The 12,895-nt window shown below is 39.8% G+C and carries 18 protein-coding genes; 10 read left to right on the forward strand and 8 right to left on the reverse strand.

The window, feature by feature from the left end:
* Window positions 1–24: 24 nt before the first annotated feature.
* A complete protein-coding gene (locus B4Z47_RS02115; RefSeq protein ID WP_115050409.1) occupies window positions 25–534 on the forward strand; it encodes a ClbS/DfsB family four-helix bundle protein in 510 nt (169 codons plus the stop codon).
* 52 nt (window positions 535–586) lie between these two features.
* Window positions 587–739: a lmo0937 family membrane protein gene (locus B4Z47_RS02120; RefSeq protein WP_112376008.1), complete on the forward strand. Its 153-nt coding sequence runs from the start codon at window positions 587–589 to the stop codon at window positions 737–739.
* A gap of 106 nt (window positions 740–845) precedes the next feature.
* Here B4Z47_RS02120 and B4Z47_RS02125 read toward each other — a convergent pair whose 3' ends face one another.
* Window positions 846–1,352: a pyridoxamine 5'-phosphate oxidase family protein gene (locus tag B4Z47_RS02125; protein WP_167450494.1), complete on the reverse strand. Its 507-nt coding sequence runs from the start codon at window positions 1,350–1,352 to the stop codon at window positions 846–848.
* Window positions 1,353–1,535: 183 nt separating this feature from the next.
* On the opposite strand from B4Z47_RS02125, the gene B4Z47_RS02130 reads away from it, so the two are divergent.
* Window positions 1,536–2,789, forward strand: coding sequence for a putative DNA modification/repair radical SAM protein (locus tag B4Z47_RS02130; protein ID WP_115050405.1), 1,254 nt, complete (start codon window positions 1,536–1,538; stop codon window positions 2,787–2,789).
* On the forward strand, window positions 2,789–3,547 hold the full coding sequence (locus tag B4Z47_RS02135; protein ID WP_286726678.1) for a TIGR03915 family putative DNA repair protein: 759 nt from the start codon (window positions 2,789–2,791) through the stop codon (window positions 3,545–3,547). Before B4Z47_RS02130 ends, B4Z47_RS02135 begins: the two co-directional genes overlap by 1 nt.
* Window positions 3,548–3,596: 49 nt before the next feature.
* On the opposite strand, the gene B4Z47_RS02140 is transcribed toward B4Z47_RS02135, so the two are convergent.
* The 6 genes from B4Z47_RS02140 to B4Z47_RS02165 all read right to left on the reverse strand — a co-directional run bounded on the left by B4Z47_RS02140 (window position 3,597) and on the right by B4Z47_RS02165 (window position 7,410).
* Window positions 3,597–3,770, reverse strand: coding sequence for a hypothetical protein (locus B4Z47_RS02140; protein WP_167450493.1), 174 nt, complete (start codon window positions 3,768–3,770; stop codon window positions 3,597–3,599).
* A gap of 487 nt (window positions 3,771–4,257) precedes the next feature.
* Window positions 4,258–5,124: an AraC family transcriptional regulator gene (locus tag B4Z47_RS02145; protein ID WP_115050403.1), complete on the reverse strand. Its 867-nt coding sequence runs from the start codon at window positions 5,122–5,124 to the stop codon at window positions 4,258–4,260.
* A gap of 40 nt (window positions 5,125–5,164) precedes the next feature.
* Window positions 5,165–5,551 carry a hypothetical protein gene (locus B4Z47_RS02150; protein ID WP_147282078.1) on the reverse strand — a complete coding sequence of 129 codons (387 nt, stop codon included), beginning with the start codon at window positions 5,549–5,551 and terminating at the stop codon, window positions 5,165–5,167.
* 9 nt (window positions 5,552–5,560) lie between these two features.
* The gene (locus tag B4Z47_RS02155) at window positions 5,561–6,052 is read right to left on the reverse strand and encodes a c-type cytochrome (RefSeq protein WP_115050399.1); all 492 of its coding nucleotides are present in this window, start codon (window positions 6,050–6,052) and stop codon (window positions 5,561–5,563) included.
* A 42-nt stretch (window positions 6,053–6,094) separates the two neighbouring features.
* Window positions 6,095–6,949, reverse strand: coding sequence for a FixH family protein (locus B4Z47_RS02160; protein ID WP_115050397.1), 855 nt, complete (start codon window positions 6,947–6,949; stop codon window positions 6,095–6,097).
* Window positions 6,950–7,032: 83 nt separating this feature from the next.
* The gene (locus B4Z47_RS02165) at window positions 7,033–7,410 is read right to left on the reverse strand and encodes a hypothetical protein (protein ID WP_115050395.1); all 378 of its coding nucleotides are present in this window, start codon (window positions 7,408–7,410) and stop codon (window positions 7,033–7,035) included.
* 134 nt (window positions 7,411–7,544) lie between these two features.
* Here B4Z47_RS02165 and B4Z47_RS02170 point away from each other — a divergent pair, with 134 nt between their 5' ends.
* Together B4Z47_RS02170 and B4Z47_RS02175 are read left to right on the forward strand one after the other, a co-directional pair.
* Window positions 7,545–8,249, forward strand: a complete 705-nt coding sequence (locus B4Z47_RS02170) for a hypothetical protein (RefSeq protein WP_115050393.1) — start codon at window positions 7,545–7,547, stop codon at window positions 8,247–8,249.
* A 221-nt stretch (window positions 8,250–8,470) separates the two neighbouring features.
* Window positions 8,471–9,157 (forward strand): class I SAM-dependent methyltransferase, encoded by a 687-nt coding sequence (locus tag B4Z47_RS02175; RefSeq protein WP_286726680.1) that lies wholly within the window; start codon window positions 8,471–8,473, stop codon window positions 9,155–9,157.
* A 167-nt stretch (window positions 9,158–9,324) separates the two neighbouring features.
* Here B4Z47_RS02175 and B4Z47_RS02180 read toward each other — a convergent pair whose 3' ends face one another.
* On the reverse strand, window positions 9,325–10,218 hold the full coding sequence (locus B4Z47_RS02180) for a sensor histidine kinase (RefSeq protein WP_286726682.1): 894 nt from the start codon (window positions 10,216–10,218) through the stop codon (window positions 9,325–9,327).
* Window positions 10,219–10,420: 202 nt separating this feature from the next.
* On the opposite strand from B4Z47_RS02180, the gene B4Z47_RS02185 reads away from it, so the two are divergent.
* The 4 genes from B4Z47_RS02185 to B4Z47_RS02200 are packed head-to-tail and all read left to right on the forward strand — an operon-like array spanning window position 10,421 to window position 12,797.
* The gene (locus B4Z47_RS02185; RefSeq protein ID WP_201649500.1) at window positions 10,421–11,191 is read left to right on the forward strand and encodes an alcohol dehydrogenase catalytic domain-containing protein; all 771 of its coding nucleotides are present in this window, start codon (window positions 10,421–10,423) and stop codon (window positions 11,189–11,191) included.
* Between the two features lie 3 nt (window positions 11,192–11,194).
* Entirely contained in the window at window positions 11,195–11,515 is a 321-nt protein-coding gene (locus B4Z47_RS02190; RefSeq protein WP_201649502.1) for a hypothetical protein, read from the forward strand.
* Window positions 11,515–12,228, forward strand: coding sequence for an MFS transporter (locus tag B4Z47_RS02195; protein ID WP_115050389.1), 714 nt, complete (start codon window positions 11,515–11,517; stop codon window positions 12,226–12,228). The genes B4Z47_RS02190 and B4Z47_RS02195 overlap by 1 nt, the downstream gene beginning before the upstream one ends.
* Window positions 12,198–12,797, forward strand: a complete 600-nt coding sequence (locus B4Z47_RS02200; protein ID WP_262511822.1) for an MFS transporter — start codon at window positions 12,198–12,200, stop codon at window positions 12,795–12,797. Before B4Z47_RS02195 ends, B4Z47_RS02200 begins: the two co-directional genes overlap by 31 nt.
* Window positions 12,798–12,895: the final 98 nt, after the last annotated feature.

Genomic DNA, 12,895 nt, shown 5'->3' on the forward strand with positions numbered 1-12,895 from the left:
TTATGTATAATTCACATTTATGCCATGGCTATACCAACCACAAAAGACGAACTCCTTCAAGCTATCCGTATAAATTACAGCAAGCTTGTCTGTGAACTTTCCGATATTCCGAACGATCAAACTAATCTTCTTATACTCCAGGGTCATGCTAAAGGAACAGTAATGAGTATAAATAACCTAATTTCCTATTTAATTGGCTGGGGTGAGCTGGTTCTCAAATGGAATAAGAAAAGTGAAGATGGCAAAGAGGTTGATTTTCCGGAGACTGGTTTTAAATGGAATGAGCTAGGCAAACTGGCTCAAAAATTTTATCAGGATTATAACAATCTAGATTTTAATACTTTGTGCGCAAAACTAGACCAAACTGTTTTAAAAATTGTGGAACTCATTGAGCAAAAGGCAGACATGCAGCTTTATGGTGTATCGTGGTATGAAAAATGGACCTTAGGCAGAATGATTCAATTTTACACCGCTTCACCTTATCAAAATGCAGTCGGGAGGATCCGTAAGTGGAAAAAAGAGAAAAAATACTAAACCATCGCTGGATAAGTATTGTTATTCAATAAACACATATATATTCATTACTATGGGAAATCTACTATATACTATCGCTGTTATTTTGGTCCTGATTTGGGCAATCAGTTTTTTTGGAGGCTTTGTTGGCGGAGGGCTAATTCATATTCTTTTGGTAATTGCAATCATCGCGGTACTTTTACGTGTGATCAAAGGAAACGCGTAACAGATTTTTTCGATAAAAGTTTGGTTAGAAAAAAGGTCCTCATTTTGGAAAAGAGGACCTTTTTAGGGTGCTAATTACTGTGTTGATATTATAGATTCCGTTTATATTAAATATTAAGATCTCCTTCTTTACCTATATCTTGTGTATTGCCTGTAACAGCCGCTTTCAACATTTTAAACAAGTTGATGACCATATTTGAGTTTGAATCCCAATAATGCGCTTCTTCAGGTGTGATCTGTAGCAATTGGATATTGGGATCTTCTTTTCCTTTCTTAAACCAGCCTTCCATCATTTTGTTCCAATAACGGTCTATCCTTTCCTGATCCCGCGAAAGACTTGCTTTACCGTTTATACTCAAAAAGGTGTAGGTTTTGGGATCGGCATAGAATAGGGAAACTTTGGGATCCTGTGAAATATTTTTAAACGTCTCACTTTCTGCCGAACAGATGTACCAAATGTCACCATTTGCATCCACTTCCTGTCTGCTCATCGGAACACCATGGGGATAGTAAGAATCCGATGGAAATGAACAGACTGTTCCCACATCAATTTGATCGACGATCCCTTTTAGCTTTTCTAGCGCTTCTTTATTATTCAAATTATTCTCTGCCATAATATGTAGTTTACTCATGAACAAAATCCCGTCACAAATCGTTTATTTTTTTAGCAAATTTGGGCATCCTCCCGCAGTTGAAGATGAATAGTACGAACCTAAAAAAGGCAAATCAAGTAATTTTACGGGTATTTATAACTAATAATATTAGTAATTTTACAGCAAATTATTGGAGAATAAATCATGTTTGGTTTTGATGATAAATTGCAAATATTAGCTGATGCCGCTAAATACGACGTAAGTTGCAGTTCAAGTGGAAGTAAACGAAAAAATAGTGGTGGAATAGGCGATTCATCGGCTAGTGGCATTTGTCATACCTACACCGAAGATGGCCGTTGCGTCTCTCTACTAAAAATTTTAATGACCAATTACTGCATCTACAACTGTTCCTTTTGTGTTAGCCGACGTAGCAACGACGTGCAACGCGCAGCATTTTCGGTGAAGGAAGTTGTCGAATTGACCATGAATTTCTACCGTCGAAATTACATCGAAGGTCTTTTTTTAAGTTCGGGTATTTTCAAATCTGCAGACTACACCATGGAACGCTTAATGTTAGTTGTCAAGAAACTTCGGACGGAAGAACGTTTTAATGGTTATATCCACCTCAAAGCCATCCCCGGAGCAAGTGAATCATTATTAAAAGAAGCAGGTTTATATGTTGACCGAATGAGTGTAAACCTCGAAATTCCTACTGAGGAGGGACTCAAACTTGTTGCTCCGGAAAAGGATCATCAGTCCGTTCGCGAGCCTCTGGGGATTATTAAAAATGAAATTCTCAATCTTCGTCAGGATCGAAAAAAAGACAAGAAAGCACCCTTATTTGTACCAGCAGGCCAAAGTACGCAGCTGGTTATTGGAGCAACTCCAGAGAGCGACCTACAGATTATGCAGGCGGCCAATACATTCTATAAAGATTACAATCTCAAACGGGTGTATTATTCGGGTTATATTCCCATCAACGCGACCGATTCCAACCTTCCCCAAATTGGAACAACACCGCCTCTTGTACGTGAAAACAGACTTTATCAGACAGATTGGCTACTTCGATTTTATGGTTTTTCGCTTCATGAAATACTCAACAGCACGCATCAACATCTCGATCTAGAAATAGACCCTAAGCTTGCTTGGGCGCTACGCAACCCGCAATTCTTTCCTATCGACATCAACAGCGCTACTTATGAGTGGATTATCCGAATCCCGGGTATTGGCAGGCAATCTGCCAACAAAATTGTACAGTCGCGCAAATATGGAAAATTAAAGGAATATCAACTTCGAAAAATGGGAATTGCCTATAATCGCGCCAAATATTTTATGGTTTGCCAGGATACACTCATCGCTGGAGGCTTCCACTATCCCGAAAACATCAGAAAGTCTATTCTTGAAAGTAATCCTCGTACACAAGCCAAGGCTTCCAATACACAGCTAACACTTTTCTAATGGACTATATTTTTGACGGAAGTTATTCCGGTTACCTCTGTTGTGTATTTGAAGCTTTTGAACGGAAAGAATTTGATTGCATTCCCACAACAGAAAAGTCTATGGCAATTAGTATTTTTTCGGAAAAGCGACAGGTTCATACTGAGGTTAAAAAAGCCATGCGCATTTTAGTGGGAATGGAAAAGATACTTGGAGCAAAAGAAACAAAAATCTTTTATCATAATTTTTTGTCCGATAATCAATCTGAATGGCTCAATGGATTTCAATTGATTGTTGAACTTTTTCGAAGGGGAAAATTAGATATACGCAATTATGGATACCCACCCATACTCCGTATCCATCAGACAGTCAAAAAGATCAGCCGCGAACGACACCGCATGAAAGCTTTTATCCGATTTGTCAAGTCTAACGATAATCTCTACACAGCCATCGTTGAACCCGATTTCAATGTGATTCCCCTGGTTGTAGACTTCTTTAAAAACCGATTCGCCGACCAGTGCTGGTTAATTTATGATATACGGCGAAACTATGGCTTCCATTATGATGGCAAAAATATCTTGGAGGTATACAACAACAATAAAGACGAGGTTCAAGATCCATATCAGCTAGAAGTGGATCTCGATCCTCAAGAAAAAGATTATCAGCATCTCTGGAAGACTTATTTTAAAAGTACCTCTATTGAATCACGCAAAAACCTGAAGCTTCATTTAAGACATGTTCCCAAACGTTACTGGAAATATCTCGTCGAAAAACAATAAGTACCTAAATACAATAAGTCCCAAAATAGCGAAAATCCCGTTCATAAAATCATTTTGATCCACCAAACAACTTGCTGATCAACCAAATGACAATTGCGACTACGACAACAACCAATAGGATACCCGACCATACGCCTGCTTTAAATATACCTTCAATTGCTGCACAACTCGACACGAGCATCAATAAACTCGACATGAGCGCAAATGGAATTATCTTTTTCATAAATACCTGTTTTTATTATTAATCGTAAGTATGACAATGCTGGCATAGAAAATGTTTTACAGCAAAGACGTTCATGTACTTTTTACTTCTCATTGCCGATTCATCTGATATTTTCACTGTATTAAATACCTGAGCAGTCCGTATTTTTTTGTCAAATAATGAACGCTCTACGTTATTTATGCCCTAAAAATACGGTTAGCGAACCTCGGGAAAGTTTTGGGTACAGCATTTGATTCTGTTTACACAAATAGCAAAATAAAATTTAAACAATAATTGACTAAAGATATGGATACGATACACCAAAAAGCACAAAAAATGGGATTGGAAAAAGGTTATTATCTATTACTAATGGCTATATTGGATTTACCTGTTGATGGTAAGGAAAAATCGGAAAAGAAAAAATAAGGTTGCGTAGGCTACAGGACATTTTTTTTGAAAAGTAAAGCCTTTTTCAACTACATGAAAAAGGCTTTTAATCATATTTACATCAACAATTTTTCCTAAACTCTTCAGGACTCATTCCTTTATTTGCTTTAAAAAAAGTACTGAAATATGGTACATTTTCAAAACCGAGTTCAAAGGCAATTTCTTTTACCGTTTTAAAGGTATGATAAAGCAATCGCTCGGCCTCCAATAGTATCCGTCCGCGGATAATAGTGCCGCAGCTCGTCGATCTGTTTTTTCGACAAATCCGATTAAGATAGTTGATCGATATATTCAATTGCTCTGCGTAAAATGACGGATAACGCTGCTGTGCATAATGACTATCAACCAAAGATTCGAAACTCCGGATTTTATCGTCATCTTCCTCCTGCTTTGCAGCCACATGATCGACCACGATTTGCCGTCCCAAAATCTGGAGCAGCATGGTTAAGTAGCGGCTCAATACACCGTGAGCACTTAATTTAACTGAATTATAAGCTGTTTCCATCAAACTTACTATATGTAGACAACTGATGATATCTTCTTTCGATAGCACAAAAGCGTGTTTACATCTACTCCTTAAAAAATGAAAGAAGTTTCTTACAGCAGTGTTCTGACTTTCCATGAGAAAGGATGCTGTAAATAAGACACTGTATCCTTCTACAGACGAACCTGCATGAAAACTACACACACAATTTGAATTTATGCTGATTATATCATGGGCAGCAATAATCTGTACGCTCTGATCCGCTACCATAGACAGTTCACCACTATTGACAAACAAAAGGGTATAAAAAGACCTTAGGTGGAGCGTATTTTGATTTGCTTTAGCTTGTAAAAAAGCTGCTATAGGCATAATAACGATTCCCTGCGAAGTGGAATCAATATCTTCTAATTTTAGAAAATCTAGTTTCTCTTTTCGTATTACCATTTCTTTATGATTATTCTGTGAAAAAATATTTGTGGAATAATCAAATGATTGGCGGTCTAAAAACTTCAGGCAGTATACCTCCGAAGGTATCGGAGACAAAGTCTTTCGGATAGACAGTTTTCACAGCAGGTACTATTGGAGAGTACAGCAAGACTCCCTTCACATACTGCACAAAGACCAATATTTCCATCCCCTTCATTTTGGCGAGCACATTGTTCACATCCTTTTGTTCAACCGTCTTTTCGCTAAGGAAACAGAAGCCTTTACAGCTCACTGCCGGTTCAAAACGATTGACACAGAGGTTTTGCTCGATATAGGTACGATTGCACTCAAATTCAATAAATGCCCACAACAGATTGGTTGCCTGCACACATATTGCCCAAGCCATTGTCATACAAAACCACCATCTACAGTGTTGTGACTTCATTGATCCGATCTATTTTGTAGTGCTATTACGTTCGCGCAAATATTCTAAAATGGCACGTGCCTCTTCTTGCTTCAAGCCCAAGCTAATCATTGGCGACCCATACTCCTTACTCAGTGCTTTCGCGTCGGCATCTTTCTCCAGCATGGTTGCCGGATCTAGCATCATGTTCATAATCCACTCCGGGGTACGACGTTTGATGACAGCGTCCAACGATGGACCTACCAATGTACGATCAAAACTATGGCACATTGCACATTTCGACACAAATAGTTCTACGCCCCTATTTGCAAGCTGCGCATCAAAAGGTTTGTGTTCGAAGGAAGAAATAGTTCCCACCCCTTTGGGCCCCTCGGTTTTATAATCGAGCATGGTCCCAGACTCAACTGCGGAAGATTGCTGGGCACTATTTTCCTTCTTGACTTTTGTCGCCTCATTTCCGCTACACGCCAGTATAGCTACAAAACCGAAACAGCCTAGGATTACGTTGATTCTCTTTTTCATTTTTATTGTTTAAGTATATTGGTAAAATAAATTCTGTTTGTATTAAGTGACCTGCACTAGATATTTTATATCATCCTGATTTGATTTTTTGCCCGCTTTCCATAGTTCGACAACGACTTCCCAACGACCAGGCATAGAAAAATTAACAGTGCCTTCATAGTAACCATTACCTGTACTTTCAGCAGCAAAATTTTCCGAAGACCCCGTTTCCGTAGTAGGCCTATTGGTCTTTAGTTTAATGACATAATGATCTAATACCGGAAAATGATGACCATCCATTTTATTCATTAAAAATCGGATGGGATGCCTTCCCTGCTTTACGCTATCAGGCAATAGGCAGGAAATAAATACGCGGCTATCGTCTCTGGTTCCAGAGCTCATTGTTCGCATGGTTGCTGCTGCAGTAACCGGAATCTTGATGGCAAGTGTATCTTTTATGCGATTGTGACTACGTATCGTATGTAATTGCCAGCCCTTCCCCATCTGCGGGATATCCGCCATAATAAAAACCATTGGGCTGCTATACCAGCCTTCGCCGAGCGCGACGGGATGCTCAAAGGGGCCTCCATGCTTCATACGTCCCATACTCATTTCTGGATAGAAATCAAGGGATTTGTCATTGATCGGAATTCCCGAGGTATCTCTTAAACGCAGATAAATGGTATGGTATTTATTGTTGAGTTTGGCATCCGCATATATGGTATAATTGGTAACATCCCAAACAGTATCCGCTATACGGACCAGATCGGATTCCTTAGGCAAGATAAAATCCGTAGCTTTCTTACCGTTCTTTTTTGAATGATCGGCAGTACAGGATGAAGTTGAAAAAGCAACTGAAAATGCGAGTAGCAGTAAGATTACGCCCCCGACAGTCCCGACACGGGAATATAAATTCATATGTATTAATTTAAATCTTTTGAAAATAGACAGTACCTGCCATCAGTCAATATGCCGACAGCCCGTACGAAAAGCAAAATGACTTAAACCAAAGGTGGATGAAAAATAGTAAAGATTGGTCTATAGCTATAGTTTGCCTGATATGCTGGAAGTAAGGTCTCCGCAGCCGCTTCTTCAAAAAAAGCGATATCAAGGTTAAAACGTTGCTGATTATTGATAAATACAACGTCGATTATACGAGATTCCAGGTTCTTTTGTTCCTTCTCCTCATGTTCACGCATTTTCTTCATCAAGATACATTGTCCTCTACAGGAAAGTGCCTTTTCGTTGAATCGATTGATACACTCATTCTTAGCAATATAATCTCTGTTAAATTCAAAAACAGTCCATAGCCATACCGACGAGAAGCTCTGCAGGAGCATCAGCGGCAGTAGAATCCATATCAATTGTTTCGCTTTCATGTATCGCTAGTGCAGCAAATATACTAATTATTGACATACCAGCAACGAACTGCCTCTTTTCAAAACGCTCAAATGTTTTCTAAAACATCAAGAAGTTTTAGTACATTTAGCTAAAAATCACGCGCTTTGAACAAATGAAGTTTAATCCTCTTTTAGTCATTAAATTATTACTTGGGCTGTTTATCTGTATCGGAATAGCTTTGACTATATTCATGATGGTTCATGGCAGCAAAATTGTGGGGGCTTATGTCGTTTCTGTACTTTTCATACTATTCCCCGGTATTATCCTGTACGGTATGACCCTTGGATTTCGAGTATCCGAGAAAACCATAACACGACAGATTGCCCAACAGGAAAGTGTAACATCCGATCATAAAGGCATATCCTATCAAATCCCCTTGCTAAAAACAACCCAATTTATCTCCTGGGAAATTATCGAGACCATTATCTACTGCAACTACCACAGCGACGATCAGGCGGAGTTCAGCTTTTATCTGACACAACCGGCAATTCAAATCGCGTCAGAAAAGCCAGGATGGATAGCGAAAGTTCTCTTACCCTTGATAAAAAGAAGTAAAAAGGTCGTTATTTACGAAAATTGCATCAATTTTCGCGAAATCCCGAAAATGCTAGAAAAACATTTTTCCTCCATCAACCCTGTTGACATAAACGAAGTCCATGGAAAAGGTACACTACTGAGATCAAAGACCATCTTAAAGGAAAATACGATTCAGATCGAAGAATATTGGAAACCTAATCCAAATTTTGAACCTGAAAAAGTTATTTATGATCGATACAACCGGACGATTGATGAACTAAAACAATCAAAAAACAGCTAAAATTTGTTTTCCTTGGCAAATTCACCCACGTCGTCGTGCAACATTCAACAGGTATTGCTTATTATTTAATATTACGTTTGTGGATTGGCTGGGTGATATTTATGTCCGCAGCTGAGGCAAGCAGAATAAAAATCCAAAATAAGCTGGTCAGAGATATGACATAAATTCCAGCAATTGTTGCTGATAAAATGGATAAATTTGTACCTGTTAACACTATTGCGATGATTAAAAGAATAACAGCATATTGGAATGACCGTAGTAGCTCCTGGCGCAAGGAAAGGGATGAAGCTTGGTCCAGGCCGGAGACCGAACGCTGGCTAGCGTTTTTCAAGTCCGTCCGTAGCCAGGCTTCGGGCAATAAGGTACTTGAAGTCGGTACTGCTACGGGATATTTCGCCAACATTATGACCCTTGCGGGTTTTGAGGTTACTGCCGTTGACCTCTCCCCGCAGATGATTGAATATGCAAAACTCGTCAGCCAAGAACTAGAACTTCGCGTAGACTATCGGGTCATGGATGCGCAAGTACTACAGTTTGAAGCCAACACCTTTGACTTCGTCTTCACCAGGTTGATGACGTGGACCATCCCCGATCTCGAAAAATGCTACCGCGAGATGGAACGTGTGCTCAAGCCGGGCGGAAAAATGATCAACCTAGATGCCGATTTTGGGAAAACGGTCTTTAGTACCGAAAGGCACGATGAATGTCCATCGGGCGCTATAGATCAGATCAATGACATCAAATCGGCATTAGACATCAGTGCACATCAACCTCCTGCCAAAGACATCGAACTATTGGAAGCAGTTGGATTTGGTTCTATTAAAGTCGATATGGATGCCCAAAATCGTATTCTTGAACTCCCTTTCGAAACTGAAGGACTTTTTATGCTAGAAGCTCTAAAGAAGTAAAACTTTTTTAAGACCTTTGAGGTGTTTTTCGTTTGGAAAAGACTCAAAATGATTGGTTTACGGATCTTTCATACCAACTGATCATTCATAAAAAACTAAGTTTGTCATTTAATTCTTCATAAAAAAAGCCCGATATAGATCGGGCTTTTATAGTAGATTGATTGTTATCAAGAGACAGCCTGATAAGCCTTCCGCGGAAACGAGATCCGAACAGAAACGCCTATACCATGCTGATTCTCGAACTGCATTTTTCCATCAATCCGTTTGATCAAATCCTTACAGAGGGAGATACCCAACCCTGCACCATTTTTGTTTTCAGATCTTTTACGGTCCCAGCTATTAACAAAATTTAAATTGTGGAGGACTTCTGATGAAAGTTCTTCCCCATCATTGCTAACGGTAAGCTCCCATCGATCGCTTTGGTCATCGATCAATTGCAGCACGATGCTACCGCCGACTCGTCCATATTTAATGGCGTTGCTAATCACATTTCTTAGCACAAAAGCGAGAATTCCTTTATGTGTATGCGCGCAAAAATCTGGATTCACCGAATTTATGATCTGTATATTGAAACGTTGGATTTCTAGCGCATAGATTCCCAATACCGCATCAATTTGATCGCGAATATTACAGTTCTCTGTATTTTCAAGCTTATCTCGAAGTTGTGATTCTGTCCAAAGTAAGACCTCTTCCAACATCGTCCGCGATCTGGCCACCTGACCTTTTAGATTTAAAAAAATGAGTTTAAGATCCTCCTTATCAACGAGAGAAATATCATCAATCGCCAGCAAAATTTCGACCGATGCAAATGGTGCCCTGAGATCATGCGATGCAATGGATAGGACTTTAGTCTTGAAACTCTCAGCAATTTTTAACTCCTCATTATAATGATGAATACAAATTGCCTGTTCACTGAGGATACTGTTGGCAGTCGTTAATTTGAGCTGTTCGACCTTTAGCAACTGGTTCTTTCGGATTAAAAAGTAGATCAGTACACCTATCAGCGTTTTACTGATGACTATTCCAACAATAAGTAAAGTAATAATAGTTTGGCTTTGCACAATTTTTAGGTAATAAATTAATAATAATGACTAATGGAATATCAAAGCTAAACAATCACGTGCTAATTAAAAAATTTACCTTAAAACGAATCTCATTAATTTTGATCAATCGTTGACCTTATTCACAAAAACTTAATCATTTGAAAATATAGTATAAATAAACTTTGTTTAGTATCGCATAACTTATGTATTTTTATGCAAAATGAAACAACTAGCAACATATTACGTTTTTGATCAAGCTAATACGACGCTCGCTAAAGTGAGCAAACCTATTCCACCTTTGAAAGATGGCGAAATTTTGGTCAACATACGCTATACCACTCTTTGTGGTAGTGATCTTCATACCTATTGTGGGTTGCGAAACGAACCATGTCCTACGATTTTAGGTCATGAGATTGTGGGCGTTATCGCAGCGATTTCTTCTGATCATAGCGGACTTGATGCACGAGGCAATCAGCTACAGATTGGCGACCTAATTACCTGGACTGTTTTTTCCAGTGATCCCAATAGTGCCAATTATCAGCCGGAGATTCCGCAGAAAAACGATAAGATCTACAAATATGGTCACCGTCAGATAACCGAAATGGATGACCTTCATGGTGGATTGGCAACCCATATCATCTTACGGCCAAATACCTGCATACGAGTACTTCCAAAAGATATCTCTCCTGCAGTAGCTGCCACCATCAATTGTGCTGTTGCTACTTCGGCAGGAGCCCTTCGCCTGGCAGAGACCATTACGAAAAAAAACATTCATGTTGCAGGCATTGGATTATTGGGACTGGTTAGCATTGCCATGTGCAAGGAAATGGGTGCTAAAAGTATCATCGCTTCTGACACTAATCCTGCACGTTTAGAACTCGCTAAAAAATTTGGCGCGACAGCTACAATAGATCTACGTGAAACCACATCCAGCACAGCATTAGAAGCTACAGTTATAGACCGATTTATCGACATGAGCGGCTCGCCATAGGCGATGGAGCTTGGCATCGATACATTGGTGCTCCATGGGAATGATGTTCTCGTAGGTGCCGTGTTTAAGCAGCGCGCTACTGGGATAGACGCCGAAAAAGTAATTCGAAAGATGCTCACGATCAAAGGACTGCATAATTACAACTATACCGATTTCTCTGTCGCTGTAGACTTTATCATTGAAAACTGGCAAAAGTATCCCTTTGAATCATTGATCGAACGTGAATTCCCACTTGCTGAAGTCAATGATGCAATAAGCTATGCGTTAACGCACAAACCAATACGAGCAGGTTTATTCGTCCACCCCTCAACGGAGCAGCTTTAATGGAAAGAAAATTTAGAAAAGATCAGTGGAAAATGTTGTTTGTAACCATGTTTTGTTACTTATTCTTTTACACAGGTCGACACAATTTTGGATGGGCAGCAAGAGGTATTGCCAAAGAGCTAGACATCAGTTTTCAGCAAGTAGGCTGGATCAGTTTTGCAATGTTAATGGGCTATGCGATCGGCCAGCTCATCAATGGAAATCTAGCCGATCGATGGAGTCCCAAGATGATGATTGTCGCTGGAGGAGGCTTGTCCATTCTCTGTAATCTCGCCATCAGTTTCGCTGGTTCTTATACAGCTATTTTGGTTCTTTGGACGCTGAACGGTTATTTCCAATCCATGGCATGGGGCTCAGGAGGTAAGCTTATTTCCAATTGGTGGAGCAGCTCCGAACGTGGCAAGGCTTTTGGCTTTTATACCATGGCTGCCGGAAGCTCCTCCGTTTTGACCTTTCTGATGGCTTTGGTACTCGTCCAACAGGAACAAAGCTGGCGTACCCTATTTCGCTATCCTATCCTATTTCTCGCCGGCGCATTATTGGTCTTTCTTTTTGTCGCATACAGCGACCCTAAAAAAAAGGCTATACTCCTGCTGACAAAAAAGAAGGAATCACGGATCAGGAAGACACATCAGAACAAGTTGCAGCATCAGAAAAACAAGAAAACTGGAAGCAGTCCTATCTGCATGTATTTCAGCATCGCAACTTTATGATCGCTTCGCTCGCCATCGGTTTTCAAAGTATGGCACGGTATGGTTTAATCTTTTGGGTACCGATCCACTTTTTAGGCAACAACTACAAAGAATCTTCAGGCAATATGTGGTTAACCTTACTCATCCCCATTGGGATGGCCCTTGGTGCTGTTTCTTTCGGATACATTTCAGACCTCGTCTTTAACAAAAACAGAAGTAAATCGATCGCTGCGGGTATGATGATCAGCTGCATTATTGCCCTTCTCATTTATTTGGTACCTATTCACAATCACCTCCTGATGGGCATACTCATGTTTACCTCAGGATTCTTTGTGTATGGTCCGCAAGCCAATTTCTGGACCCTGAGCCCAGATCTGCTTGGAACCAAACTTGTTGGAACAGGTATCGGCGTGATGAACATGTTTGCGTATGTATTTGCGGCCGTTGGTGAACCTTTGTTTGGTAAGCTGATAGATTACACAGGCAACACGGCCAATATATTTCTTTTTGTTGCATTGATATGTGCGATATGTGCAACAATCATTGGTTTTGTCCGAAGTCCAAAATCAATATCAAATAAAAAGCCATGATAAACCGAAAAAAATTCTTAAAAACTTGCAAAAATGCGTACCGACTTTGACACAGCTCCAACCGAGAAGTTGATGTTAGACATCAGAACTTAAAATTC

Origin of the sequence: Sphingobacterium sp. UBA2610, assembly GCF_002339225.1 — a bacterium.
GTDB lineage: Bacteria > Bacteroidota > Bacteroidia > Sphingobacteriales > Sphingobacteriaceae > Sphingobacterium > Sphingobacterium multivorum.